Annotated in this window: 21 protein-coding genes and 1 riboswitch; of the genes, 11 read left to right on the forward strand and 10 right to left on the reverse strand. The window is 64.8% G+C overall.

Going from position 1 to position 26,760, the window contains the following annotated elements; all coding sequences use genetic code 11:
• Nucleotides 1-139 precede the first annotated feature (139 nt).
• The 3 genes from gcvP to gcvT all read right to left on the reverse strand — a co-directional run bounded on the left by gcvP (nt 140) and on the right by gcvT (nt 4,807).
• On the reverse strand, nt 140-3,004 hold the full coding sequence (gene gcvP / locus AC0L2J_RS19265) for an aminomethyl-transferring glycine dehydrogenase (RefSeq protein ID WP_473393224.1): 2,865 nt from the start codon (nt 3,002-3,004) through the stop codon (nt 140-142).
• 274 nt (nt 3,005-3,278) lie between these two features.
• On the reverse strand, nt 3,279-3,647 hold the full coding sequence (gcvH, locus tag AC0L2J_RS19270) for a glycine cleavage system protein GcvH (protein ID WP_473393142.1): 369 nt from the start codon (nt 3,645-3,647) through the stop codon (nt 3,279-3,281).
• Between the two features lie 11 nt (nt 3,648-3,658).
• The gene (gene gcvT / locus AC0L2J_RS19275; protein WP_473393143.1) at nt 3,659-4,807 is read right to left on the reverse strand and encodes a glycine cleavage system aminomethyltransferase GcvT; all 1,149 of its coding nucleotides are present in this window, start codon (nt 4,805-4,807) and stop codon (nt 3,659-3,661) included.
• 142 nt (nt 4,808-4,949) lie between these two features.
• A riboswitch (glycine riboswitch) is annotated at nt 4,950-5,039 on the reverse strand.
• 233 nt (nt 5,040-5,272) lie between these two features.
• Between gcvT and alaS the strand changes: the two genes are divergently transcribed.
• Together alaS and AC0L2J_RS19285 are read left to right on the forward strand one after the other, a co-directional pair.
• Nucleotides 5,273-7,966 (forward strand): alanine--tRNA ligase, encoded by a 2,694-nt coding sequence (gene alaS, locus AC0L2J_RS19280; RefSeq protein WP_473393144.1) that lies wholly within the window; start codon nt 5,273-5,275, stop codon nt 7,964-7,966.
• Between the two features lie 4 nt (nt 7,967-7,970).
• Nucleotides 7,971-9,197 (forward strand): cyclic nucleotide-gated ion channel, encoded by a 1,227-nt coding sequence (locus AC0L2J_RS19285; protein WP_473393147.1) that lies wholly within the window; start codon nt 7,971-7,973, stop codon nt 9,195-9,197.
• 4 nt (nt 9,198-9,201) lie between these two features.
• Here AC0L2J_RS19285 and AC0L2J_RS19290 read toward each other — a convergent pair whose 3' ends face one another.
• On the reverse strand, nt 9,202-9,696 hold the full coding sequence (locus AC0L2J_RS19290; protein ID WP_473393149.1) for a DUF3455 domain-containing protein: 495 nt from the start codon (nt 9,694-9,696) through the stop codon (nt 9,202-9,204).
• Between the two features lie 98 nt (nt 9,697-9,794).
• Nucleotides 9,795-11,009 carry an NADP-dependent isocitrate dehydrogenase gene (locus tag AC0L2J_RS19295; RefSeq protein WP_007612164.1) on the reverse strand — a complete coding sequence of 405 codons (1,215 nt, stop codon included), beginning with the start codon at nt 11,007-11,009 and terminating at the stop codon, nt 9,795-9,797.
• Between the two features lie 369 nt (nt 11,010-11,378).
• On the opposite strand from AC0L2J_RS19295, the gene AC0L2J_RS19300 reads away from it, so the two are divergent.
• Complete coding sequence (locus AC0L2J_RS19300; RefSeq protein ID WP_473393151.1) at nt 11,379-12,578, forward strand: TrmJ/YjtD family RNA methyltransferase; 1,200 nt, start codon at nt 11,379-11,381, stop codon at nt 12,576-12,578.
• A 113-nt stretch (nt 12,579-12,691) separates the two neighbouring features.
• On the opposite strand, the gene AC0L2J_RS19305 is transcribed toward AC0L2J_RS19300, so the two are convergent.
• The 3 genes from AC0L2J_RS19305 to mddA are packed head-to-tail and all read right to left on the reverse strand — an operon-like array spanning nt 12,692 to nt 15,217.
• Nucleotides 12,692-13,441, reverse strand: a complete 750-nt coding sequence (locus AC0L2J_RS19305) for a hotdog family protein (RefSeq protein ID WP_473393156.1) — start codon at nt 13,439-13,441, stop codon at nt 12,692-12,694.
• A 28-nt stretch (nt 13,442-13,469) separates the two neighbouring features.
• On the reverse strand, nt 13,470-14,447 hold the full coding sequence (locus AC0L2J_RS19310) for an NADPH:quinone oxidoreductase family protein (protein WP_473393158.1): 978 nt from the start codon (nt 14,445-14,447) through the stop codon (nt 13,470-13,472).
• Nucleotides 14,444-15,217, reverse strand: a complete 774-nt coding sequence (gene mddA / locus AC0L2J_RS19315) for a methanethiol S-methyltransferase (protein ID WP_473393160.1) — start codon at nt 15,215-15,217, stop codon at nt 14,444-14,446. The genes AC0L2J_RS19310 and mddA overlap by 4 nt, the downstream gene beginning before the upstream one ends.
• 148 nt (nt 15,218-15,365) lie before the next feature.
• Between mddA and AC0L2J_RS19320 the strand changes: the two genes are divergently transcribed.
• Nucleotides 15,366-16,934, forward strand: coding sequence for a bifunctional AfsR/SARP family transcriptional regulator/alpha/beta hydrolase (locus AC0L2J_RS19320; RefSeq protein ID WP_473393163.1), 1,569 nt, complete (start codon nt 15,366-15,368; stop codon nt 16,932-16,934).
• Nucleotides 16,935-17,017: 83 nt separating this feature from the next.
• On the opposite strand, the gene AC0L2J_RS19325 is transcribed toward AC0L2J_RS19320, so the two are convergent.
• Complete coding sequence (locus tag AC0L2J_RS19325; protein WP_007612157.1) at nt 17,018-17,698, reverse strand: TetR/AcrR family transcriptional regulator; 681 nt, start codon at nt 17,696-17,698, stop codon at nt 17,018-17,020.
• 246 nt (nt 17,699-17,944) lie between these two features.
• On the opposite strand from AC0L2J_RS19325, the gene AC0L2J_RS19330 reads away from it, so the two are divergent.
• Genes AC0L2J_RS19330 through AC0L2J_RS19340 form a run of 3 tightly spaced genes read left to right on the forward strand, consistent with a single transcriptional unit; the run spans nt 17,945 to nt 20,579 of the window.
• Complete coding sequence (locus AC0L2J_RS19330) at nt 17,945-18,487, forward strand: OsmC family protein (protein WP_007612153.1); 543 nt, start codon at nt 17,945-17,947, stop codon at nt 18,485-18,487.
• 33 nt (nt 18,488-18,520) lie between these two features.
• Nucleotides 18,521-19,654 carry an acyl-CoA dehydrogenase family protein gene (locus AC0L2J_RS19335; RefSeq protein WP_007612151.1) on the forward strand — a complete coding sequence of 378 codons (1,134 nt, stop codon included), beginning with the start codon at nt 18,521-18,523 and terminating at the stop codon, nt 19,652-19,654.
• A 46-nt stretch (nt 19,655-19,700) separates the two neighbouring features.
• Nucleotides 19,701-20,579 carry a sulfurtransferase gene (locus tag AC0L2J_RS19340; protein WP_007612150.1) on the forward strand — a complete coding sequence of 293 codons (879 nt, stop codon included), beginning with the start codon at nt 19,701-19,703 and terminating at the stop codon, nt 20,577-20,579.
• A 219-nt stretch (nt 20,580-20,798) separates the two neighbouring features.
• Here AC0L2J_RS19340 and AC0L2J_RS19345 read toward each other — a convergent pair whose 3' ends face one another.
• Nucleotides 20,799-22,733, reverse strand: coding sequence for a sigma-54 interaction domain-containing protein (locus AC0L2J_RS19345; RefSeq protein ID WP_473393170.1), 1,935 nt, complete (start codon nt 22,731-22,733; stop codon nt 20,799-20,801).
• Between the two features lie 160 nt (nt 22,734-22,893).
• On the opposite strand from AC0L2J_RS19345, the gene AC0L2J_RS19350 reads away from it, so the two are divergent.
• The 4 genes from AC0L2J_RS19350 to cynS all read left to right on the forward strand — a co-directional run bounded on the left by AC0L2J_RS19350 (nt 22,894) and on the right by cynS (nt 26,710).
• A complete protein-coding gene (locus tag AC0L2J_RS19350; RefSeq protein WP_473393174.1) occupies nt 22,894-24,273 on the forward strand; it encodes a CmpA/NrtA family ABC transporter substrate-binding protein in 1,380 nt (459 codons plus the stop codon).
• Between the two features lie 166 nt (nt 24,274-24,439).
• On the forward strand, nt 24,440-25,282 hold the full coding sequence (gene ntrB, locus AC0L2J_RS19355; RefSeq protein WP_007612145.1) for a nitrate ABC transporter permease: 843 nt from the start codon (nt 24,440-24,442) through the stop codon (nt 25,280-25,282).
• Nucleotides 25,283-25,287: 5 nt separating this feature from the next.
• On the forward strand, nt 25,288-26,211 hold the full coding sequence (locus AC0L2J_RS19360; RefSeq protein ID WP_063995763.1) for an ABC transporter ATP-binding protein: 924 nt from the start codon (nt 25,288-25,290) through the stop codon (nt 26,209-26,211).
• Between the two features lie 16 nt (nt 26,212-26,227).
• Nucleotides 26,228-26,710: a cyanase gene (gene cynS / locus AC0L2J_RS19365; RefSeq protein WP_007612142.1), complete on the forward strand. Its 483-nt coding sequence runs from the start codon at nt 26,228-26,230 to the stop codon at nt 26,708-26,710.
• Nucleotides 26,711-26,760: the final 50 nt, after the last annotated feature.

The following is a 26,760-nucleotide window of genomic DNA, read 5'->3' on the forward strand; positions in this document are numbered from 1 at the left end:
GGTTGGGCCTTAGATAAATAAAATCGTGTGCCGTAGGCTGTAGGATGGGTAGAGCGAAGCGAAACCCATCGCACTTTCCATCCTTAGAACGGAATGCAGTGATGGGTTTCGCTACGCTCTACCCATCCTACGCAGCGTGTTACTCCGCCGCTTCCGCATAATCGCTCACCGGCGGGCAGGAGCACACCAGATTGCGGTCGCCATAGACGTTGTCGACGCGCCCGACCGGGGACCAGTATTTGTCGGTGCGCGAGGTGCCCGCGGGGAAGCAGCCCTCGGCGCGGGTGTAGGCGCGCTTCCAATCGTCGTCCGCGATGTCGTGCACGGTGTGGGGGGCGTTGCGCAGCGGGGACGCCTCGATCTTGAAGCGGCCAGCCTCGACCTCGGCGATTTCCTTCCGGATCGCGATCATGGCGTCGCAGAAACGATCGAGCTCCGCCTTGGATTCCGATTCGGTCGGCTCGATCATCAGCGTGCCCGGCACCGGGAAGCTCATGGTGGGCGCATGGAAGCCGTAGTCAATCAGGCGCTTGGCGATGTCGTCGACGGTGACGCCGGACGTCGTCTTCAGCCCGCGGGGATCGACGATGCACTCATGTGCGACGCGGCCCTTTTCGTTCTTGTAGAGCACCGGGAAGTGCGCATCGAGCCTTGCTGCGACGTAGTTGGCGTTGAGGATCGCGATCTCGGTGGCGCGCTTGAGGCCTTCGCCGCCCATCATCAGGATGTAGATGTAGGAGATGGTCAGGATCGAGGCCGAGCCGAACGGTGCGGCCGACACGGGCCCGACCGGCGCTTTCCCATCCGTCACGGGGTGGCCCGGGAGGAACGGCGCGAGATGCGCCTTGACGCCGATCGGTCCCATGCCCGGGCCGCCGCCGCCATGCGGGATGCAGAAGGTCTTGTGCAGGTTGAGATGGCTGACATCGGCGCCGTAGTCGCCGGGCCGCGACAGCCCGACCTGCGCGTTGAGGTTGGCGCCATCGAGATAGACCTGGCCGCCATGGCCATGCACGATGTCGCAGATCTCGCGGATGTGCTCCTCGAACACGCCATGGGTCGAGGGATAGGTGATCATGACCGCGGCGAGGTCGTTCGAATGCTTCTCGGCCTTGGCGCGGAGATCGTTGACGTCGACGTCGCCGTTCTTCTGGCAAGCGACCACCACCACGTCCATGCCGACCATCGCGGCCGAGGCCGGGTTGGTGCCGTGGGCGGAGGAGGGGATGAGGCATATCTTGCGATGGCTCTGCCCACGCGCCGCGTGATAGCCACGGATGGCCAGAAGCCCGGCATATTCGCCTTGCGCACCGGAATTCGGCTGCAGCGAGATCGCGTCATAGCCGGTGATGTCGCACAGCCACTTCTCCAGGCGCGCGAACAGCGCGTGATAGCCGCGCGCCTGCTCGCGCGGGGCGAAAGGATGAAGCGAGCCGAATTCGGGCCAGGTCAGCGGCATCATCTCGGTGGTCGCGTTCAGCTTCATGGTGCACGAGCCGAGCGGAATCATCGCGCGGTCGAGCGCGAGGTCGCGGTCGCTGAGCTTGCGCATGTAGCGCAGCATCTCGGTTTCTGAGCGATGCGCATGGAAGACGGGGTGGGTGAGGAAAGAGGTCGCGCGCTTGAGCGCCTCCGGCAGCGCCTCACGCGTGGTGGCGTCGATCTCGGCATAGGCAAGCTGGCCGCCGAAGGCGCGCCAGACTGCTTCCACCGCCGCTGGCGTGGTGGTCTCGTCGAGCGCGATCCGCAATGCGGTTTCGCCGACGCCAAGGTTGATCTTTTCGGCAGCGGCGCGCGCGACGATCTCGGCACGTTTGCTACCTGCATCCACGCTGAGCGTGTCGAAGAAGCTATCGGACTGCAGCGCAAAGCCGAGCTTGCGCAGGCCTGCAGCCAGCACGGCCGCGCGGCGATGCACATTGCGTGCGATCTGCGAAAGGCCTTCGGGGCCGTGATAGACCGCATACATCGAAGCGATCACGGCGAGCAGCACCTGCGCGGTGCAGATGTTGGAGGTCGCCTTCTCGCGACGGATGTGCTGCTCGCGGGTCTGCAGCGCGAGGCGATAGGCAGGCATCCCGCGCGAGTCCACGGAGAGGCCGACGATGCGGCCGGGCAGCGAACGCTTGAGCGCATCGCGCACTGCCATATAGGCCGCGTGCGGTCCGCCATAGCCCATCGGCACGCCGAAGCGCTGGGCAGAGCCGATCGCGATGTCGGCGCCGAGCTCGCCGGGCGAGGCGAGCAGTGTCAGGGCAAGGAGATCGGCGGCGATGATGGCGAGCGCGCCCTTGGCCTTCAGGCTGGCGATCGCGGGCCTGAGGTCGCGCACAGCGCCTGAGCTGCCCGGATATTGCAGCAGCGCACCGAGCACGTCGGTCTTGTCGAGATCGGTGAGGGGATCGCCGACGACCAGGGTCCAGCCCAGGGGCTCCGCGCGGGTGCGCATCACGGCGAGCGTCTGCGGATGCACGTCCTTGTCGACGAAGAAGGCTCTTGCTTCAACTTTCGAGTGTCGCTCCGCGAGCGCCATCGCTTCGGCGGCAGCGGTGGCCTCGTCGAGCAGCGAGGCGTTGGCGACGTCGAGCCCGGTGAGGTCGCAGATCATGGTCTGGAAGTTGAGCAGAGCCTCGAGGCGGCCCTGGCTGATCTCGGGCTGGTAGGGCGTGTAGGCCGTGTACCAGGCCGGGTTCTCCAAAATGTTGCGCTGGATCACTGCGGGCAGGATCGTGCCGGAATAGCCTTGGCCGATCAGGGAGGTGAAGACCTGGTTCTGGGCGGCGAGCTCGGCCATATGCGCGATCGCCTCGGTCTCGCTGAGCGGCTTGCCGAGATCGAGTGGGGCGGCCTGCCGGATCGAAGCGGGCAGCGTCTGCGCCATCAGCGCGTCGACGCTGTTCGCGCCGACGGCCTCGAGCATCGCGGTGACGTCGCGTGCCGAGGGACCGATGTGGCGGCGTACGAAGCCGGTGGTGTCGCCGTTGGATTTGCGGTGCGCGGTCATCATGGGTCCTCGCTTTAGGTCATCTGTCGTCGTCACGCCCGCAGGCGCAGGGGCAATCGCATAAGCGGATCACGTTGCTTCGGCACGTCCGTGCCACAAACTCGTCATGCCCGGGCTTGTCCCGGGCATCCACGTTCTTGGTGTCGCGCGAAGGCTGTGGATGGCCGGGACAAGCCCGGCCATGAGTGGAAATATCCCGTACACTCTCGTGCGATAGCCCTGCGCCTTCGCGGGGCATGACAGTGAGTGTGTGGAGACGGATCGTCTCATATCCTCACGCCGTGTGAGCCTTATACGCCGCTTCATCCATGAGGCCGCCGAGCTCGCTCTTGTCGGCCATCTTGATCTTGAAGAACCACGCCTTGCCCTGCGCATCCGAGTTCACCAGCGCCGGCTCGCTCGCGAGCTCGGGGTTGGTCTCGAGCACCTCGCCCGTAACAGGCGCGTAGACGTCCGATGCGGCCTTGACCGATTCCACGACGGCGGCGGCTTCGGTCTTCTTCAGCGTGCGGCCGAGCTTGGGCAATTCGACGAACACGACGTCGCCGAGCTGCGACTGCGCGTAGTCGGTGATCCCGACGGTGGCGACATCGCCGTCGATCGCGAGCCATTCGTGGTCGGAGGTGTAGAGCGTCGTGGTCATTTTCTCGGTCCTCAGCGTTTGTAGGTGTTTTTCACGAAGGGCATGGCGGCGATTTGCACGGCCAGGCGCTGGCCGCGCACTTCGGCGAAGAGTTTTGTGTCGATCGCGCTCGATGCGGTGGGCACATAGCCCATCGCGACCGGCGCATTCAGGCTCGGGCCGAAGCCGCCCGAGGTGACCTTTCCGATCGGCTCGCCGGAGGTCGCGTCCGCAAACAGCAGCGCGCCCTCGCGCACCGGCGCGCGGCCCTCGGTGCGCAGTCCGATGCGGCGGCGGGATGCGCCGTGGTCGAAATGGGCCAGAATCTTTGCCGCGCCGGGAAAGCCGCCGGCGCGCGCGCCGTCGGTGCGGCGGCTCTTCTGCACCGACCATTCCAGCGCGGCCTCGACCGGCGTGGTCGCGGTGTCGATGTCGTGGCCGTAAAGACAAAGCCCGGCCTCGAGCCGCAGGCTGTCGCGGGCGCCGAGCCCGATCGGCATCACGTCCAGATTGTCCAGCAGCGCCCTGGCGAGCCGTTCGGCATCGCCGGCAGGAATCGAAATCTCGAACCCGTCCTCGCCGGTATAGCCGGAGCGCGAGACGAAGCAGTCGAGGCCGGCGACCCTGTGCGGGCCGGAATCCATGAACTTCATGGCGGGCGCCTTTGCACATAATTTCGCCAGCGCGGATTCCGCCTTCGGCCCTTGCAGCGCGATCAGCGCGCGGTCGGCAAGCTGCTCGATCATGCAGTCGTCCGAGAGATTCGCGCGCAGATGCGCCTCGTCCTCGGCCTTGCAGGCGGCGTTGACGACCAGGAAGAGGTGATCGCCGAAATTGGCGACCATCAGATCGTCCAGAATCCCGCCCTCGGCATTGGTGAACTGGGCGTAGCGCTGCCGGCCCGGCGCAATCGCCAAGATGTCCTGCGGCACCAACCGCTCCAGCGCACGGGCGGCGTCCTCGACTTTGCCGGACTTCGGCCTGAGCGCGATCTGACCCATGTGGGAGACGTCGAACAGGCCGGCCGCGTTGCGGGTATGAAGGTGCTCCTTCAGGACTCCGGCCGGATATTGCACCGGCATGTCATAGCCAGCGAACGGCACCATCTTGCCGCCGAGCGAGACATGCAGGTCGTAAAGGGGGGTGCGTTTCAGGGAGTCTTTGTCGTCACGCGCAAGCATCGGGGGGCCCTCGGCGGTTCCCCGGGAACGATTTCCCGTGGACACCAGTCGAAGCCCCATCTGTCGCTGTGCCTGAGAGTATTATCCCGTCGGCGGACGCTATCCGGGTTAAGCCCGTCGGCGCCTCTTTCCAGATGCTGTCAAAGCCACGCGGTCCTTTTGCCTGAGAGTTTCCGGGGCGGTTGCTCCTTCGGCGCCGGCTACCAGTGCCGGTCTCTCCCGACGTGGCCGTACGATACAGATAGGTAAAGACCACAGGCCGGCCAAGCCTGTCAACGCGGCATCGGCGGCTTTCCAACGGATTGCAAGGGGATTGCAAACCTGCGGCAACGCCTTGATCTGTCTGCACAGTTTCTGGACAGCGAAGCTGGCCTTGTCTAAAAGCGCTTTGACCCGCAGATATCAGCCCAAACTCGCGGTTTGGATGGCTGGAAGGCGGGTGCAAGCACACCCGATTGGATGAACATGAGCGGCGTCAACGAGATCAGGTCGACCTTTCTGAACTTCTTTGCCGAGAACGGCCACGAGATCGTGTCGTCCTCGCCATTGGTGCCGCGCAACGATCCGACGTTGATGTTCACCAATGCCGGCATGGTGCAGTTCAAGAACGTCTTCACCGGCGTCGAGAAGCGGCCCTATCAGCGCGCCACCACCTCGCAGAAATGCGTGCGCGCCGGCGGCAAGCACAACGACCTCGACAATGTCGGCTACACCGCGCGCCATCTCACGTTCTTCGAGATGCTCGGCAACTTCTCGTTCGGCGACTATTTCAAGGAGCGCGCGATCGAGCTGGCCTGGAAGCTGATCACCAAGGAATACGGGCTCAAGAAGGACAAGCTGCTCGTCACGGTCTACCACACCGACGACGAGGCGGCGGACCTCTGGAAGAAGATCGCCGGCTTCTCCGACGACCGCATCATCCGCATCCCGACCTCGGACAATTTCTGGGCGATGGGCGACACCGGCCCGTGCGGCCCGTGCTCGGAGATCTTCATCGATCGCGGCGAGCACATCTGGGGCGGGCCTCCGGGCTCGCCTGAGGAGGACGGCGATCGCTTCCTCGAATTCTGGAATCTGGTGTTCATGCAGTACGAGCAGGTGACGAAGGAGGAGCGCGTGGCGCTGCCGCGTCCCTCGATCGACACCGGCATGGGGCTGGAGCGCATGGCCTGCATCATGCAGGGTGTCGATAGCGTGTTCGAAACCGACCTGTTCCGTCATTTGATCGACGCAACGGCATCCGCTCTCGGAAGCGGACCGAACGAGCAGACCGTGGCCTCGTTCCGCGTCATCGCCGACCATCTGCGTTCCTCGGCCTTCCTCGTCGCCGACGGCGTGCTGCCCTCGAACGAGGGCCGCGGCTATGTGCTGCGCCGGATCATGCGCCGCGCGATGCGCCATGCGCAGCTGCTTGGTGCGAAAGAGCCGCTGATGCATCGGCTGGTCTGGGCGCTGGTGCGCGAGATGGGCCAGGCCTATCCGGATTTGATGCGCGCGGAAAATCTGATCGAGGAAACGCTGCGGCTGGAAGAAACCCGCTTCCGCAAGACGCTGACGCGCGGCCTCGCCATTCTCGACGAGAAGAGCGCGTCCTTAAAGAAGGGCGACATGTTCGACGGCGACGTCGCCTTCACGCTGTACGACACTTACGGCTTCCCGCTCGATTTGACGCAGGACGCGCTGAAGTCGCGCGGCATCAGCGTCGATCAGGCCTCCTTCACCGACGCGATGGAGCGTCAGAAGGCCAAGGCGCGCGAGTCCTGGAAAGGGTCTGGCGAAGCTGCTTCCGAGGCGATCTGGTTCCCGCTGCGTGAGAAGCTGGGCGCAACCGAATTCCTGGGTTATGAGACCGAGAGCGCCGAAGGCGTGGTGACCGCGCTGGTCAAGGACGGCAAGGAAGCGACGAGCCTCAAGGCCGGCGACACGGGCGCGATCGTGCTGAACCAGACGCCGTTCTACGCAGAATCCGGCGGGCAGGTCGGCGACACCGGCGTGTTGACCGGCGAGGGCGGCATCAAATTCCGCGTCACCGACACGCAGAAGAAGCTCGGCGATTTCTTCGTTCACGTCGGCACGGTCGAGAGCGGCGAGCTCAAGCTCGGCACCGCGCTGCAGCTCGAAGTGGATCACGGCAGGCGCTTTTCGATCCGCGCGCATCACTCGGCCACGCATCTCATTCACGAGGCGCTGCGCCAGGTGCTCGGCGATCACATCGCCCAGCGCGGCTCGATGGTCGCGCCGGACCGTTTACGTTTTGACTTCGTGCATCCGAAGCCGATCAGCGCGGAAGAGCTCGCGCGCGTCGAGGACATCGCCAACGACGTGGTGCTGGAGAATGACGAAGTCTCGACCCGCGTCATGGGCGTGGACGAGGCCCGCGAAGCCGGCGCACGCGCGCTGTTCGGCGAGAAATATGGCGACGAGGTTCGCGTCGTCTCGATGGGCCGGACCGCGCGCGAGCGCGGCGCCAACGCACTCGGCTGGTCGGTCGAGCTGTGCGGCGGCACGCATGTGAAGCGCACCGGCGACATCGGGCTGATCACGCTGACGGGCGAGAGCGCGGTCGCCTCCGGCGTGCGCCGCATCGAGGCGCTGACCGGCAACTACGCGCGAAAACACGCCAACGACACCATGGCCCTGGCGAAGACAGCGGCCCACGAGCTGCGCACCTCGATCGACGACGTCCCGGCGCGCATTGCCGCGCTGATGGAGGACCGCAAGAAGCTCGAGCGCGAACTCTCCGACGCCCGCAAGAAGCTGGCGATGGGCGGCGGTGCAGCTTCGAGCAACGGCGCGGCCTCCGGCGTGCGCGAGGTCGGCGACGTCAAGCTGATGGCGCGCGCGGTCGAGGGCATCGAGATGAAGGATCTCAAGAGCCTTGCCGACGACGGCAAGAAGCAGATCGGCTCCGGTGTCGTCGCCATCGTCGGCGTCACCGAGGATGGCAAGGCCGGCGTCGTGGTCGGCGTCACCGCCGACCTCACCTCGCGTTTCAATGCGGTCAATCTGGTGAAGGTCGCCTCCGAAGCGCTCGGCGGCAAGGGTGGCGGCGGGCGGCCCGACATGGCGCAGGCCGGTGGCCCCGATGGCGCGAATGCGGCCGCGGCGCTCACGGCGATCGAAAAAGCCATGACTGAACAAAAATCGGCCGGCGCGTAAGCAGGTGCGCCCCGTTCCGCGAGGACGTGGCTCAACCGATCCCGATCTGAGGGATCGCCTCTACGAATTGCTGGAGCACGATCCGCTGGCCTACTCGGTCGGATCGCGCTTCATCCAGCTGATCATCGGCGTCATCGTGCTCGACGTCGCTGCGATGATCCTTGCCTCGGTGCCGGAGCTGGACGCGCAATTCGGCGCGCTGTTCGCGGGCATCACCATCCTGTCCGTGATCGTGTTCGCGCTGGAATATGCGGCGCGGCTGTGGACCGTGGCGGGCCATACCCAGCGCACGGCGTCCGCGCTGTCGGACCGGCTCGGCTATGTCTTCTCCGCGCTCGGCATCATCGATCTCCTCGCGTTCCTGCCGGCCGCGATCGTGCTGGCCACCGGCCGGCATGCGACGCTGGCAGCGCTCGGCGTGCTGCCGTTCTTCAAGCTGGTGCGCTACTCGCCGGCGATGCGTTCGCTGCTCGCGGCCGTCCATGCCGAGCGGCGGGCGCTTATCGGCTGCATCGTCATCCTGATCGGCGCGGTTCTGACGTTTGCCTCGCTGCTCTACGCCATCGAGCGCGACGTGCAGCCGGACAAGCTCGGCACCATTCCGCAGGCGATGTGGTGGGCGATCGTGACGCTCGGCACCGTCGGCTATGGCGACGTCGTGCCGGTGACGGCGTTTGGAAAATTCATCTCCGTCTTCACCATCATCAGCGGATTTGCCATGATCGCGCTGCCGGTCGCGATCATCTCGACGGCCTTTGCGGAAGAGGTGAAACGGCGCGACTTCGTGGTCACCTGGGGCATGCTGGCGCGGGTGCCGCTGTTCTCGCATCTCAGCGCGTCCGAGATCGCCGACATCATGCGGCTGCTGCGGGCGCGCACGATCGAGCAGGGCGAGATCCTGGTGCGGCGGGGCGATGCGGCTTCGTCGATGTATTTCATCACCGCCGGCGAGGTCGAGATCGCGCTGCCGAACCAGCAGGTGCGGCTCGCGGATGGCACCTTCTTCGGCGAGATCGCGCTGCTGCACAAGACCAAACGCAGCGGCACGGTGACGGCGACGCGCAAGACCCGCCTGCTGGTGCTCGACGCCCAGGATTTTCACGCTTTGATCGAACGCATGCCGACGCTCGCCGCGCATGTCCACAAGACGGCGAAGGCGCGGCTGGAGGGCAGCGGCGACCTTGCGGTGGCGGAGCTGGCGCAGGCGGAGCGCGAAGGCACCGACCGCTGAGGGCTCAGCTCTTCTTCAGGAAAGCATACTCGGCCGAATAGGGCGCGCTCTTGAAATCGCCGGCCTTGTCGCACGCGCCGTCGAGCTTGCCGCCGTGGGTGTTGATGCGCTGAACCGTGGTCACGGGCGTGAGGACGCCGCTGCCGCGGTGGGCGGTGACTTCCAGTTTCAGCAAGGGAATGTCGGCCGCGGTCGCACCCGGCGCGTTGCCGGCGACCTTGGCGGCCACGGCGCTGCCGTCGGCATGCTCCCAGTTCGGCCCGGCATAGTGCCGGCCGATCGTCTTGCCCTCGGACAGCAGGGTGGCAATCGGCTCGCGAAAAGCCCAGGCGAGCTTGCCGTCGGTGCCGGCCTTGCACTCATAGACCTGCGCGCCCTCGGCGTGGACGCTGAGCACGATGCTCTCGCCGGGCGCGGCGATGGCGTCGGGGAGCGGGTCGGCGGCCAGAACCGGTCCAGCGAGCAGCAACAGGCAGGGGACGGCAAGCTTGATCGACATGGTCGCATCTCCGCGCAAAGGTCTCAAAAAGAACGGGCCGCGCTTGCGACGCGGCCCGTGATGATGTCCGACCGCAGTCGGGCGAAATTGCGGACAGCTTACGCCGCCAGCGCCTTCCCGAGGTTCTCGGCGACCTTGTCGAGGAAGCCGGTGGTCGAGAGCCAGCGCTGGTCGGCGCCGACCAGGAGCGCGAGGTCCTTCGTCATGTAGCCTTCCTCGACGGTGTCGACGCAGACCTTCTCCAGGGTGTTGGCGAACTTGGCGAGCTCGGCATTGTTGTCGAGCTTGGCGCGGTGCGACAGGCCGCGGGTCCAGGCGAAGATCGACGCGATCGAGTTGGTCGAGGTCTCCTTGCCCTTCTGGTGCTCGCGGTAGTGGCGGGTCACGGTGCCGTGGGCGGCTTCGGCTTCCACCGTCTTGCCGTCGGGGGTGAGGAGGACCGAGGTCATCAGGCCGAGCGAGCCGTAGCCCTGCGCCACCGTGTCGGACTGCACGTCGCCGTCATAGTTCTTGCAGGCCCAGACATAGCCGCCGGACCATTTCAGCGCCGAGGCGACCATGTCGTCGATCAGGCGGTGCTCGTAGGTCAGGCCCTTGGCGTCGAATTCCTTCTTGAACTCGCGCTCGTAGATGTCCTGGAAGATGTCCTTGAAGCGACCGTCATAGATCTTCATGATCGTATTCTTGGTCGAGAGATAGACCGGGTAGTTGCGCAGCAGGCCGTAGTTGAGCGAAGCGCGTGCGAAGTCGATGATGGAATCGTCGAGATTGTACATCTGCATGGCGACGCCGGCGCCGGGCGCCTTGAACACTTCACGCTCGATCACGGTACCGTCCTCGCCGACGAACTTCATCGTCAGCGTACCCTTGCCCGGGAACTTGATGTCGGTGGCGCGGTACTGGTCGCCATAGGCGTGGCGGCCGATGATGATTGGCTTGGTCCAGCCGGGAACCAGGCGCGGCACGTTCTTGCAGATGATCGGCTCGCGGAAGATCACGCCGCCGAGGATGTTGCGGATGGTGCCGTTCGGCGACTTCCACATCTGCTTGAGATTGAACTCCTTCACCCGGGCCTCGTCGGGGGTGATGGTGGCGCACTTGACGCCGACGCCGACCTTCTTGATGGCCTCGGCGGCGTCGATCGTCACCTGATCGTTGGTCTCGTCACGGTATTCCATGCCCAGGTCGAAATAGAGCAGCTCGACATCCAGGAACGGGTTGATCAGCTTGTCCTTGATGTACTGCCAGATGATCCGGGTCATCTCGTCGCCATCGAGTTCGACGACGGGGTTGGACACCTTGATTTTTGCCATGATCGGGGAAGCCTCTTGGGAACGGCGCTTGTGGCGCGCCACGGGAATATCCGCCGCCTCTTAGCACCGGGACGCGGCCGGCGAAAGCCAAGGGATTATGCACTTTTAGCTCATCCAGCCCCCGCAGATGGGGGGCGGGAGCAGCCCTGCCGCGGGGACCGGGCTGAGGTTTCAGACGAGATTCAAAAGTCGAATCCAACCCGTTATTTCCCTTGAGAATTTCGTCAGGACAGGCAAACGACAGGCGGACGGTCAGCCGGCCCGAGAGCAGGTCGAGACCGGGTCGAGACCAGGCCAGGAATGGCCTTGAATCAATTCATGAAGAGCGCCTCTCCAAGGCCTTGAGAACCAGTGTGAAAGCGAAGCGCGATGTCGGGGACTGACAAGAGCAAGGCGGGCCTTTCCCTCGACGGTCCCATCGTGATCCTGGTCGAGCCGCAGCTTGGCGAAAACATCGGCATGGCCGCGCGCGCCATGGGCAATTTTGCGCTTTCAGCGCTGCGCATCGTCAACCCGCGTGACGGCTGGCCGAACATCGCCGCCCAGCGCGCCGCGGCCGGGGCCGACTATATTCTGGACAAGGTCGAATTGTTCGACACGGTCGGTGAGGCCGTCGCCGACCTCGACCTGCTGTTCGCCACGACCGCGCGCCCCCACGACCAGGCCAAGCCGGTGGTGGGGCCCGAAGCCGCAGCTAGCGAGATTTCCGGGCACGTCGCGGCGGGCGGCAAGGCCGGTATCCTGTTCGGCCGGGAGCGCTGGGGCCTGACCAATGAGGAGGTCGGGCTCTCCAACCGCATCATTACCTTCCCGGTCAATCCGGGCTTTGCCTCGCTCAACCTCGCCCAGGCGGTGCTGCTGGTCGGCTACGAATGGTTCAAGCGCGCGACCTCCGGCGAGCTGCCGCACGCCATGCCGGAGCGCTCCGAGCGCGCCTCGCAGCACCAGATGCAGGCCTTCTTCGACAATCTGATCCGCGAGCTCGACCGGGTCGAATTTCTGCGCCCGGCCGAGAAGCGCGACACCATGCTGGTGAACCTGCGCAACATCTTCACCCGGATGGAGCCGACCAAGCAGGACATGCACACCCTGCATGGGGTGGTGATGGCAATCGCGGAAGGGCGCAAGGGCCCGGCCAAGGGCGGCGTGCTCGACGGCGAGCAGGCCACGCGCCTGCGCGCGCTTTTGGCCGAGCACGGGCAGGGCGGCGGCGTGCCCGACAGCGGCTCCACCGTGCGCGGCCTCGCCCGCCTGCTCCGCCGCAACCCGACCGACGCCGAGCGCCTGCTCTGGCAGGCGCTCACACGCGATCGCCGTTTCGCAGGAGGATTCAAGCGCCAGACCCCTGTGGGGCGGCACATCCCGGACTTCGTCTCGTTCCCGCACCGGATCGCGATCGAGCTGGTGAACGCGGGTGAGAACGAGGCGATCGTCGCGGATCGTGTGGCGAGGCGAGCGTGGCTGGAGGCGCGGGACTATCGGGTGATCGAGATGCGGGCGGCGGACGTGGAGCGGGATATCGAGGTGGAGCTGGTGCGGCTGCAGGGGATGATCGAGCAGAGCGCGTAGGCTTCGTAGGGTGGGCAAAGCGAAGCGTGCCCACCATGTTGCGCAACGAAGCTGAGACGGAATGGTGGCACGGCGCTACGCGCCTTTGCCCACCCTACGAGATCGAGTTTACATCATCCGCGCCCGAGCTGCACGTCGCGATCAACTGCAATCCATGTCGTCTTCGCAACAGCCAGCAATCTCCCCGCTCCATCATGCACCGCAGCCTCGGCCATGCGCTTGCGGCCGTCGCGGCCCGTCGGCCAGGCCGTGATGATGCAGCGTTCTCCCGGGCGCGGGCGGGCCTCGATCCGCGCCGACATCCGCCCCAGCAGCAACGGTGCTTTGTCGAAGCTGCCGCTGTCCTGATCGCAATTGCAGGCAAAGCCGGTGGGGCAATCGAGTGCCGACCAGAGGAATTCGGGGGCGACCAGGCCATCCTCGGCGGCCAGATTCTGATCCGGGGTCCAGCTCGCCGCGAGAACGGCCTTCTGCGTATGACCTGCAAGCGAGCCCGCGAAAATGCGCAAACCATCTCCCTTCGCCCTTGCGGGACCGCACACGAAACATGTCGGCAGCGGATGCTCGTGCGGCTCGATCGGGGTCAGCAATTCGGCGGCGCAGGCCTCCTCGAAGCTGGCTGTCTCCACGCGTGCAAGCTCCACGCTTGCCGCTCGCCCGGTCGCGACGATCTTGTCGCCGTCGCGAAGCTCCCATGTGCCGTCGCTCGCGACCACATCGAGCGGCGTGTCCAGCGGAGGCGGTGCGCGCAGCGTCACCTCCGCGGCGCCGGGAATGTGGCGGGCGAGCCGGCCACAGACATAGCCGCCGTTGCCGGAGTTCGGAGGACCGCAAAAGCGTTTGTCGATGATGATCTGTGTCATCGGTTTTGTTCTCTCTTCCCGGCTCACCTTACCTGATCTTGAGGACAATTCGGCCCTGAACTGTTCGGTTGGCCACGGCACGCATTGCTTCGCCGGCATCCTCCAAGCGAAGGACGCGATCGACGTGCGGGCGGATTTTTGCGCCGGCCAGCAATTGCATCAGCGCGTCGTTCATGCGCGCGGCTTCCGCGGAGAATTTTTCCGCCCAGGCGCCGACGAAGACGCCGAGGATGGAATAGTTCTTCAACAGCGGCAGGTTCATCGGGAGCTGCGGAATTTCGCCGCTGGTGAAGCCGATCGGCATCAGCCGTCCGCCCCATTTCATCGACCGGGCCATCTGCTGGAATATCTCGCCGCCGATAGTGTCGAAGCCGATATCGATGCCTTCGCCACCGGTGATCGCCTTGATCCGGTCGCGCAGATTCTCGGTGCGATAGTTGATGATCTCGCTGGCGCCGTAACTCTGGACCAGGGCAGCCTTGTCATCGGAGCCGACACCGGCGATGACACACAGGCCCAGATCACGGCCGAGATCGACCGCGGCAAGGCCAACTCCGCCGGCAGCACCGGTGACGAACAGCGTTTCGTCGCGCTGCGCCCGGGCCCGCTCGACCAGCGCACAATAGGCCGTGCCGTAATTGTGCAGGACCGTCGCCGCTGCTTCGAACGCGACGCCTTCAGGCAGACGGACGCACTTTGAGTCCTTCGCTATCATCCGTTCGGCGTAGCCGCCGGTCCAGGCGCTGCAAGCCACGCGGTCGCCGGGCGTGAATGTCGTGACCTGGTCGCCGACCGCGACGACGATTCCGGATGCTTCCGTGCCGGGCACGAAGGGCGTCGGCGGCCGCATCTGGTAGAGGCCCGAGACCATCAACTGGTCCATGAAACTAACCGAGGCCGCATGGACGTCGATCAGAATCTCGTCGCCGGCCGGCTTCGGCTCGTCGATCTCGCCGACGCACAAATCCGCAGGGCCAGTGAATGAACTGCACAGAATCGCTTTCATCGGGGTGCTCCGAAAAGACGAGGCAGCAGCATGGGAACGCGTCGGCGATAGTCCTGATAGGTCGCGCCGAATTCGGCGATCAGGTCGCGCTCCTCGAACTGAAGCGCGGCCAGGATGTAGGCGGTGTTTGCGAGCGCAAACAGAAGGTGGCCAACGGTCATCTCGGGCGTGGCCCAGAACGCGAGCAGAAAGCCGAGCATGATGGGATGGCGCACGATCTTGTAGAGCAGCGGGGTCCTGAACGATTGACCTGGGATCGCGCTTCCGCGGAACGCGACGAAGGCCTGGCGGAGGCCGAACAGATCGAAATGATCGATCATGTGGGTCGACGCGAATGCGATCAGCCAGCCGAGCCAATGCACGCCGATCAGCAACCAGGCCGCCATTCCGCTCGTTTGCCAGACCGGCGTCGGGATCGGACGCCATTGCCAGAACAGCAACAGCAGGATCAGGCTGGAGAGCAGCACATAGGTGCTGCGCTGGCAGGCGAGGGGAAGGAATGTGGCCGACCATCGTTTGAAAGCCGGCCGCGCCATCACGCTGTGCTGGATCGCAAACAGGCTCATCAGCAGCAGGTTGACGACGATGGCCACGCTCAGGTCCGTCGGGCTGCCGACGCCGATTGGCATATCGATCGACTTATCAATCGGCATATCTATCGATTTGGGCACAACATAATTGCCGACGAAACCGAGCGCATAGAGAAAGGAGACCGTGAAGATGACGTAGCTCACGATGGCGTAGAGCAGGATCAGGAGGCGCGAGATCATGTTTTTTCCTATTGTGCCTGATGCAGCCGTGCCGCATGCAGGAGCCTGAATTGCTCGCCGGCGAGCAGGCTGGATCTGCCCCGACTGCTATCGCTGGACCGTCCCCTGTGCGTCCCCCGGGGGCGCCGCGAGGGGAGGGAGGACTTTCATGACGGCTTTCTCGCTGGGGACGTTCGGGTTCCCGGAGGTCCACGCCGACGGCCACCCGATCAAATTGGCCCTACGCAAGGGCCTCGCGCTGCTGGTCTATCTCGCGGAGGCCAAGGGCGCTGTGGCCCGCGATGTCGTGTCCACGCTGCTGTGGCCTGAAACTGACCGCGAGACCGGCCTTGCGCGATTGCGGCGGCTGCTTCACCGCATCGAGCTGACGCTCGGTCAGCAGGTGTTCGAGACCGATCGGACCAGCCTGCGATGGTCTCCGGCAGTCGCGCTGCAGGTCGATGCACATCTATTCGAGAGCGCCTGCGATCGCGGTGACTTTGACGAGGCCTGCCAGATCTATCGGGGAGATTTCCTCGCAGGCTTCTCGCCGGAGGACTGTCCGGAATTCGACGACTGGGCGTTCTTTCGCCGCGAGGCGCTGCGCGGACGGCTGATGCACGCGCTGGAGCGCCTGGTGCAGGACAAGACCACCGCCGGCGACTACTTTGCCGCGGCCGCGCATGCGACCCGTCTGGTCGAGCTCGATCCTTTGAGCGAGGTCTACGGCCGGCATCTGATCCGCAGCCTGCTGCTGGCGGGTGACCGCAGTGCGGCAGAGCGGCACCACGCGGCACTGACGCAGCGGCTGCGTGACGAGCTTGGTGTTACGCCCGAAGCCGCGACCGAAGCGTTGATGAGTCCGGCGGCGGCACATGCGATTCCAGCGACGCGCTATGTCAAGGGCGCCGGCGTGCATCTGGCGTATCAAACCTATGGCAGCGGTCCGCTCGATATCCTGGTCATGCCGGGCTTCGTGTCGCATGTGGAACGCGCCTGGGAGCATCCCGCGAGCCGGACGTTTCTGGCCTCGCTGATGAAGCTGGGACGTCTGATCGTGTTTGATCGTCGCGGCATCGGGTTGTCCGACCGGGTTGGATCTGCGCCCGGTATCGACGTCACCGCGGAGGATATCGGCACCGTGCTGCGGGCCGTGGATGCGCGCCGCGTCGTGCTGTTCGGCGCATCCGAGTGTGGACCTGCCTGCATCAAATTTGCGGTGGACGAGCCACGTCTCGTGGCCGGGCTCATTCTGTTCGGTGCATTGGCCAAGGGCTGCTGGTCGCAGGACTATCCGCACGCGTTGCGCGCCAGCCAGTACGACGCCTGGAGCAAGCGCCTCATTGCGCAATGGGGAGGTCCGGTGGAGATTGAAACCTTCGCGCCGAGCCTAGCCGGCGATCCCCAGGCCCGCGCCTGGTGGGCCGGGCTATTGCGCGCGGCGTCCAGTCCCGGCGGCATCTCGGCGGTGCTCGAGGCGTTTCGCGACGCCGACGTGCGGCACCTTCTGCCGCAGATTGCCATGCCGACATTGGTGCTGCATCGTCGGGACGACAAGGCGGTACGGATCGCGGCCGGCCGCGATGTGGCGAGCCGGATCAAAGGTGCGCAATTCGTCGAGCTTGACGGCCACGATCACTGGTTCTTTGCAGGCGATCAGGGGCCGGTGCTCGATGCGATCAAAAGATTCATAGATCTGTTGCCGCGGGAGGCGAGAGCGGGCCGTAAGGTGCTGTAGCCCGGATGGAGCGGAGCGCAATCCGGGACGGACAGTGCCCCCGCATTGCGCTCCGCTCCATGCGGGCTACGAAGATAGAGCGATCACACCGCCTCGAGCTGGTCCGCCGCGCGCTTCTTCTTTGCCTTGGGCTGGCTGAGCAGGGGACCTGCCGTCAGCGCCGCCGTATCCGCCACGCCTGGATCGCGCGACACCATCGCGGCGACGATCGCGCCGTCGATCAGGAGGCCGAGCTGGTGCGCGAGCACGACGGGCTCGTTCGATCCGAGCTCGCCGGCGAGCTTCTCGATGTGGCCGAGCACGATCTTCTTGTGCTTCATCGCAATGTTGCGGAACTGCTTGGCGTCCTTGTCGTGCTCGCCGACCGCGTTGATGAAGGGACAGCCGTAGAAGCGCTCTTCCGCGAACCAGCTCTTCAGGGCCGGGAAGATGCGCGTGAGTTTGGCTTGCGCGTCGCCGCCGCCTTCTTCCATGGCGCCGATGAACCATTCGCGCCACTGCTTGCCTTCGCTCTCCAGTACCGCGTTGACCAGATTGGTCTTGGAGCCGAACAATTTATAGAGCGTGGTCTTTGCGGTGCCGGCTTCCGCGATGATCGCGTCGATGCCGGTGGCGTTGATGCCGTTCTTGCAGAACAGATGCGTGGCCGCGCTGAGCAGGCGCCCGCGTGCGGACTCGTCGTCACCCGCACCGGCGTGCGGCGACTGAGACTTCTGCTTAGAAGTCTTGTTCGGTGAGGGCTTGTTCAGTGAAAGCTTGGCCATGGGATGCAACTTAATCGCAGCCGCGCCGCATCAGCAAGCCGCATCTGTTCTGCGCTGAAAAGATTCGCACGGGAAAGCTCATCTGCATCGCCTTTGAGCAGACGGCCGCTGATCAATCCGCAGGCAGCGTTCGCTAAGCGGCTCCAATGCTTCGCCTTTTGATTTTGGCTGGGTCTGGCACGCTCCATGCAAGGAAACAGACCGTTCGGTATCCTACCGATTTCCACTTCTGCCAGGGAGAAGATGATGACTGCCGTCGTTCAAAAGACAGTGCTGACGGGTTGCCTCGCGCCCATCGACAAGAATGGCCTCGAGCAACTGATCGCCAACGGCAAGGCCAATCCGAAGGTCATCAAGACCTTGAAGTGCAAGACGGTCGCGGAAGGAAAATTCCGCCACGCCAACTACATCCGCAATTTGCAGCCCTACATCGTCGACGAGCCGCCCGGTCTGCTCGGCGACGACACTGCGCCCAATCCGTCCGAGGCCTCGCTCGCCGCGCTGGGCTCCTGCCTCGCCGTCGGCCTGCACGCCAACGCCGTGCATCGCGGCTGGATCGTCAACAAGCTCGAGCTCGAGCTCGAGGGCGATCTCAACATCACCGCGGTCTGGGGCACCGGCGACGTCTCGGACAAGCCGGTCGGCTTCACCGACGTACGCGTCAAGGTCGACATGGAATGTGAGGGGATCTCGCCGGACGAGATCAATGCGCTGGTCGCCCATGTGAAGCAATGGTCGCCGGTCGCAAACACCTTCACCCGCCCGGTCAATCTCGAGGTCGGCATCTAGTAGACGGCAACAGGAAAGGTGCGGGAGACGATCATGGGTTCACTGGCTTTATCACGGGCCGAAGTTTTGGATCAGCCCGCACCGTCCATTGCAGGCGAGGTGGCGCGGATTGCACGGGAGCAGCTCGCGCCGCTTGCCGCCGGCATCGATGCCGGCACCGTCTATCCGGCCGAGGTGCTGCGCCGATTCGGCGAGGTCGGCGCCTGGGGCAGTCACGTGCCGCACGAGGGGCCCGCTGACCTGCGCTGTGCCATCCAGGCCATGTCGGCGATCGGCGAGGTCTGCGGCAGCACCGCCTTCATGGCGTGGTGCCAGAACACGCTGGTCTGGTACGCCGCCAACTCGACCAATATGAAGCTCGCCAAGCGCTTCGGCGATGCGTTCTCGACCGGCCGCGTGCTCGGCGGCACTGGGCTCTCCAATCCGATGAAGAGCTTTTTCGGCATCGAAAAGCTCAAGTTGAAGGGGCGCAAGGTCGACGGCGGCTACATCGTACGCGGCGCGCTGCCCTGGGTCTCCAATCTCGGCCCCGACCATTACTTCGGCACCATCTTCGAACGCGAGGACGAGCCGGGCATCGCAAGTGGCGAGCCCGGCCAAGTGATGTTTTTGGCGGACTGCTCGGACCCCGCGATCACGCTGACGCCATGCAAGCCGTTCCTTGCCATGGACGGAACCGGCACCTACGGCGTGCAGTTCCGCGACGTCTTCGTGCCTGACGAGCTGATCCTCGCCGATCCCGCCGCGCCTTTTGTGAAGAAGATCCGCGCCGGCTTCATCCTGCTGCAGGCCGGCATGGCGCTTGGCCTCATCAAGGACTGCATCAACATCATGGACGAGGTCGATAATCCCCTCGGTCACATCAACCGCTATTTGCCGCAACAGCCGGTGCACTTCCGCGATCTCGCCGCCGAGCTCGAGGCCGAGACCATGGCGCTGGCGCGCGATCCCTACAACGAGGAGGAGACCTACTGGCGCAAGGTGATTGCGCTCAGGCTTCGCGCCGGCGAGGCCAGCGTCGCGGCGGCGCATGCGGCGATGCTGCATTGTGGCGCGCGCGGCTATCTCAAGTCCCACCGCGCGCAGCGCCGGCTGCGCGAGGCCTATTTCGTCGCGATCGTCACGCCTGCCACCAAGCAGTTGCGCAAGATGCTCGCCGATTCCTGAGTTCTACGAGCCCACCCACCATCTAACCTCAACGGAGAGGCTGCCAATGACGGACGTTCTGATCTCTGCCAGCGAACTTGCCGATCTCTTGAAAACCGAGCCCTGTGTCGTGATCGACACCCGCAACCCCGACGCCTATGGCGCCGGGCACCTTCCCAACGCCGTGAACGTGCATGAGATATTCACGTTCCTCGCGACCTCGACGCCGGAGGGCATGGCCGAGCTGAAGACCAAATTCGCCGACGCATTCGGCGCTGCCGGTCTCTCCGGCAAGGAGACGGCCGTGATCTACGAGCAGTCGATGAACTCCGGCTTCGGCCAATCCTGCCGCGGCTACTACCTGCTCACCATGCTCGGCTATCCCAAGATCAAGGTGCTGCATGGCGGCTTCGACGCCTGGGCGGCCGCAGGTCTTCCGGTGACGAAGGATGTGCCGGCGCCGGCGAAGGCGTCGTTCTCGATCGTGCCTGAAGCGGGCGAGATCCTGATCGACGCCAAGACCATGCTCGCCGCGGTCGGCAAGCCCGGCATCGCACTCCTGGACGTGCGCGATGTCGACGAGTGGATCGGCGACAGCTCCTCGCCCTACGGCAAGGATTTCTGCCCGCGCAAAGGCCGCATCCCCGGCGCGGTGTGGCTGGAATGGTATCGCATGATGAAGCCGACCGCCGAGGGCCCGCGCTTCAAGTCCAAGGACGAGATTCTGGCGGAATGCGCCACCGTCGGCATCTCGCCGTCCACGCCGGTCTATCTCTACTGCTTCAAGGGGGCGCGCGCCTCGAACACGTTCCTGGCGCTCAAGAACGCGGGCGTGAAGGACGTGCGGATGTATTTCGGCTCCTGGAACGAATGGTCGCGCGATCCGTCGCTGCCGATCGAGCAGGGATTGCCGATCGCATCGGAGGTGACGACCAAGGCGGCGTGATTACCGCTAACCGGCGGCCCGCGGACTCGGTACCCCTTCTCCCCTTGTGGGAGAAGGTGGCGCGGAGCGCCGGATGAGGGGTCTCTCTCCGCGATTCAAATCGGCGTCGGACTCGCGGAGGCAGACCCCTCACCCAAGCGAGTCTGCGTCTACCGGCGTCGCTGCCCTCTCCCACAAGGGGCGAGGGCACATCAACATGCATTCCAATCTCGCCGTGCTCTAACCGTTCGCGCCGGCCCGCGGACGGGGCGCGATTCCCAGCGCCTTGATCCGCGAGGCCAGCGTGGTCGGCTTGATATCCAGCATCTCGGCCGCGCCACCGGGGCCGAACACTTTTCCGGCGCAGCCCTCGAGCGCGGCCAGGATGTTGGCGCGCTCGTGGTCGCGCATTTCGGATGACGTCATCACAACGGGCCGTGCGTCAGCCTTCTGCCGCGTGGCGCCGGCTGGGGCCTGCGTGCCGGAGGAGTCGGGCAGATCGATCCGCAAACGGCCGTTCTGCGACAGGATCGCGGCGCGCTCGATCACGTTCTGGAGTTCGCGGACATTGCCCGGCCAGTCATACCGCGCCAACCGACGCGCATCGCCTTCCGACAGGCGCAGATTCGATTTCAGCGCCTTGCTCTCGCGGGTGAGGAAATGCTGGGCGAGCAGCGGAATGTCCTCGCGCCGTTCGCGCAGGGGCACCGTCTCGATCGGAAACACGTTGAGGCGGAAATAGAGGTCCTCGCGAAAACGGCCGCGCTGCACCTCCTGCTTGAGGTCGCGGTTGGTCGCGGCGATGACGCGGACGTCGACCGCGCGGGTGCGTTCCTGGCCGACGCGCTCGAAATTGCCCTCCTGCAACACCCGCAGCAGCTTGCCCTGTAATTCGAGTGGAATCTCGCCGACCTCGTCCAGGAACAGCGTGCCGCCATCGGCGAGCTCGAACCGGCCGATGCGGTCGCGCGTCGCGCCGGTGAAGGCGCCGCGGACGTGGCCGAAGAATTCGCTCTCGAACAATTCGCGCGGGATCGCGGCGCAATTGACGCGGATCAGCGGCCGGTCGCTGCGGGTGGAATCCTCGTGGATGGCGCGCGCGATCAGCTCCTTGCCGGTGCCGGACTCGCCGGTGATCATCACCGCCGCGCTGGTCGGCGCCACCAGCTTGACCTGGCGCAGCGTCTTCTGGATTGCTTCGCTGCCACCGATGATGCCGCGCGGATTGGTCTCGATGCGGATTTCTTCCTGGAGGTAGGCGTTTTCGAGCTCGAGACGTTCGCGCAGGCGATCGACCTCGGCGAGCGCGGCGTGCAGCTTCTCGTCGGCCTCACGGCGCTGGCTGACGTCGCGAAACACCACGACGGCACCGACCACCACGCCACGGTCGCGGATCGGTGTGGAGGTGTATTCGACCCAGGCCGGCGAGCCGTCCTTGCGCCAGAACACCTCGCCGTCGACCTGGTGCACGGCGCCGTCGCGGAACGCCGCATAGATCGGGCAATCATGGTTGTGATAGTGCCGCCCGTCATGGTGGGTGTGGTGCATGATGGGATGGATTTCCTTGCCGACCAGCTCCTCGGCCGTCCAGCCCAGCATCCGCTCGGCGGCGGGGTTCACGAAGGTGGTCTTTCCTTCCGCGTTGACGCCGTAAATGCCTTCGCCGGCGGCGCGCAGGATCAGCTGGTTCTCGCGCTCGATGTCCTGGAACACGCGCTCGACTCGCTGCCAGGTCGAGATGCCGCTGCGCATGTGATCTTCAGCGGCGGCATCGACATTGCGGCGGCGGCGCGCTTCGAGATCGGTCAGGGTGATCTGGACCAGCGTGCGCCCGTCATGGGGCAGGACGCAGCCGGCATATTCGAGCCGGAGGTTTTGCCCGGTGGCATGGCGCGGGTTGAGCGCCGTGGTCCAGTAGGCCCCCTTGTGCAGCACGGCCTGGGTGAACACGGTCAGCGCCGGAAGCTCGCCGGCATGCAGCGTGCTCGCCCTGGTCTGGCGCAGCAGCGCGCGGTCGTAGCCGAGCAGGGCGCAGGCGGCGGGATTGGCATCGACGATCTGGTCGCCGAAGGGGTCGACCAGCAGCGTCGCCTCGACCGAGGATTCGAAGGCCGCGACGCGCGGATCAACGGTCGTGGCCACATCGTCGTGGGCGAGTATTGGCGTCGTTGCCATTACGAAATCTCGTTATTCAACTACGAAATATCGTTTATCACGAATTTTCGTAATGACCAAGTGTGAGCGAAAATGCTGCGTCATCAAGGCACTGGCCGGCCTGAGGGTGGTGGCATGCTCCTTGCGTAATTCTCCTCGCAAATGACGCGCAGGAGGTCCGATGTCCACTTTCGACAATCCGTTTGATCCCGATCGCAACCTGCGAGCCGGCTGTGCCTGTGGTCAGCATCAATCCGCGGCGGAGCATGAGCAGGCCACCGCGTTGCGCTGTGCGCCCGTCGAGAGCGACGAGAAGCGCTACGAGGGCGTGGTCGCCTCTGCCGTGATGCGCGCGATGTTTCCGCAGGACGTTGCGCGACGCGCGTTCCTGAAGTCGGTCGGGGCCTCCACCGCGCTGGCTGCGCTGTCTCAGTTCTTCCCGGTTCAGACCGCGACCGAAGTGTTTGCGCAGGCCGGCGCGCCGGAAAAGAAGGACCTCAAGGTCGGCTTCATCCCGATCACCTGCGCCACGCCGATCATCATGGCGGCGCCGCTGGGCTTCTATGCCAAGCACGGCCTCAACGTCGACGTGGTGAAGACCGCCGGCTGGGCCGTGGTCCGCGACAAGACCATCAACAAGGAATACGACGCCGCGCACATGCTGGCGCCGATGCCGCTGGCGATCTCGCTCGGCCTCGGCTCGAACCCCATTCCGTTCGCGGTCCCAGCGATCGAGAACATCAACGGGCAGGGCATCACGCTTGCCATGAAGCACAAGGACAAGCGCGATCCGAAGGACTGGAAGGGCATGAAGTTCGCCATCCCCTTCGACTATTCCATGCACAATTACCTGCTGCGCTACTATCTCGCCGAACATGGGATCGACCCCGACACCGACGTGCAGCTGCGTTCGGTACCGCCGCCGGAAATGGTGGCAAACCTGCGCGCCGACAACATCGACGGTTTCCTCGCGCCCGACAACATCTGCCAGCGCGCGATCTATGACGGCGTCGGCTTCATGCATCTTTTGTCCAAGGAAATCTGGGACGGCCATCCCTGCTGCAGCTTCGCCGCCAGCCGCGAGTTCATCACCACGGCGCCGAACAGCTTTGCTGCGCTGACGCGCGCGATCGTCGATGCCACGGCCTATGCCTCGAAGGCGGAGAACCGCAAGCAGATCGCGGAAGCCATCGCGCCGGCGAACTACATCAACGCGCCGGTCACGGTGTTGGAACAGGTCTTGACCGGCACCTATGCCGACGGCCTCGGCGGCGTGAAGACGGATGCCAAGCGCGTCGATTTCGATCCGTTCCCCTGGCAGTCCTTTGGGGTGTGGATGCTGACGCAGATGAAGCGCTGGGGCCAGATCAAGAACGACGTCGATTACAAGGCGATCGCCGAGCAGGTCTATCTCGCCACCGACACCAGGAAGCTGATGACCGAGATGGGCCTCGCGCCGCCAGCCGGCAGCTACAAATCGTTCGCGGTGATGGGCAAGACTTTCGATCCAGCCAAGCCGGAGGATTATTTGGCGGGCTTCAAGATCAGGAAGGCGTCGTGAGCGGCCGCGCTTTTTTTTCACCTCGCCCCGCTTGCGGGGAAAGGTCGGATTGCATCGTTAGATGCAATCCGGGTGAGGGGGACTCTCCGCGAGTTCGTCTCTCACCGAATATGCGGAAGCATGCCCCTCACCCCAACCCTCTCCCCGTAAGAACGGGGAGAGGGAGATGACCACCGCCTCCCTCCGTCTCCGCGCCGGCCTGGTATCGATCGTGCTGCTCGTCGCGTTCCTCGGCGTCTGGCATCTCGCCGTGCGCTCGACCGCACCGGTGGCCACGATGAGCGCGGAATACGCCAAGCTGATGGGCCTGACCGCGACGCAGGGCAAATCCGCCATGCCCGGGCCGTTCGATGTCGGCGCAAAGCTCTGGGAGCATTTGAGGAGGCCGTTCTACGACAACGGGCCGAACGACAAGGGGCTCGGCATCCAGCTCGGTTATTCGATCGCGCGCGTCGGCGCCGGCTATCTGCTCGCCGTGCTCGTCGCCATCCCGCTCGGCTTCCTGATCGGCATGTCGCCGCTGCTCAGCCAGGCGCTCGATCCCTTCATCCAAGTGCTGAAGCCGATCTCGCCACTGGCGTGGATGCCGCTCGCGCTCTACACCATCAAGGATTCCTCGATCTCGGCGATCTTCGTCATCTTCATCTGCTCGATCTGGCCGATGCTGCTCAACACCGTGTTCGGGGTCGCGAGCGTACGCAAGGAATGGATCAATGTCGCGCGAACGCTCGAGGTCGGAACGATCAGGCGCGCCTTCACCGTGATCCTGCCCGCGGCTGCGCCGACGATCCTGACCGGCATGCGTATCTCGATCGGCATCGCCTGGCTCGTGATCGTCGCGGCCGAAATGCTCGTCGGCGGCACCGGCATCGGCTATTTCGTCTGGAACGAGTGGAACAATCTGTCGATCACCAACGTGATCATCGCGATCCTCTTGATCGGGGTCGTCGGCATGCTGCTCGACCAGATCCTCGCGCGCTTCACGCGCATGGTCACGTTTCCGGAGTAGGGCCGTTGACCGAAAAATTCATCTCCATCGAAGCCATCGCAAAGCGCTATCCGGGCGCGGACGGCGCGACAACGGCGGTGTTCGAGAATCTGTGGCTGTCGATGGCGCGCGGCGAGTTCTGCTGCGTGATCGGCCATTCCGGCTGCGGCAAGACCACGGTGCTCAACATCCTCGCCGGCCTCGATGCGCCGAGCGAAGGCGCGGTGATCGTCGACGGGCAGGCCATTTCAGGGACGAGCCTCGATCGCGCCGTGATCTTCCAGAGCCATGCGCTGCTGCCCTGGCGCACCGTGCTCGGCAACGTTGCCTACGCCGTGAGCTCGAAATGGCGGAGCTGGGATCGCGCCAAGGTGAAGGCGCATGCGCAGAAGTTTATCGATCTCGTCGGCCTGACGGGTTCGGAACACAAGCGTCCTTCCGAGCTTTCCGGCGGGATGAAGCAGCGCGTCGGCATCGCGCGTGCACTGTCGATCACGCCAAAGATGATGCTGATGGACGAGCCGTTCTCGGCACTCGACGCGCTGACGCGCGGCACGCTGCAGGACGAGGTGCGGCGCATCTGTCTGGAGACCGGGCAGACCGCGTTCATGATCACCCATGACGTCGACGAAGCGATCTATCTCGCCGACAAGATTTTCCTGATGACCAATGGACCCGGCGCGGTGCTGGCGGAAGTGGTCGAGAACCCGTTGCCGCGGGATCGCGGCCGCACCGATTTGCACCGCCATCCGCTGTACTACGCGCTGCGCAACCACATCGTTGATTTCCTGGTGACGCGCAGCAAGACTTTCGCGGCCGAGACGCCCGGTCACGATCCGCGCAATGTACCGGTGGTGCATATCGGCAAGCCCGGACTGACCGTCGCGTCCGGTGGCGACGAGCAACGACAGACCTGGATACCCGGGACGAGTCCCGGGCTGACTGCTTGAAAAAGGAGACCCTGACATGAAACGCGAAGACCTCACCGAGAAGCTGCTCGACATCAAGCGCGAGAAGGGCTGGACCTGGAAATATATCTGCGAGCAGATCGGCGGCTATTCCGAGGTGCTGATAACAGGCGCGATCCTCGGCCAGATGAAATTGACTAAGCCGCAGGCCGCCAACGCTGCTGAGCTTTTCGGCCTGACGAAGGCCGAGACCACGATGCTGAACGAGACGCCGATGCGCGGCATGCCGATGCCGCCGACCGATCCCTTGATCTACCGCTTCTACGAGCTGGTCATGGTCAACGGTCCGGCCTGGAAGGCGCTGATCGAGGAGGAGTACGGCGACGGCATCATGTCGGCGATCGACTTCGACATGGTGATGGAGCGCCTGCCCAACCCGAAGGGCGACCGTGTCAAGATCACCATGAGCGGCAAATTCCTGCCGTACAAATATTACGGCGCCAGCGGCAATGTGCCGGAATATGGCTTCAAGGAGGGGTAGCTGGTTGGCATTCCGGGGGCGCGTCGCAGACGTGCCCCCGGAATGACGCT

The organism is Bradyrhizobium sp. MV1.5, assembly GCF_055807615.1.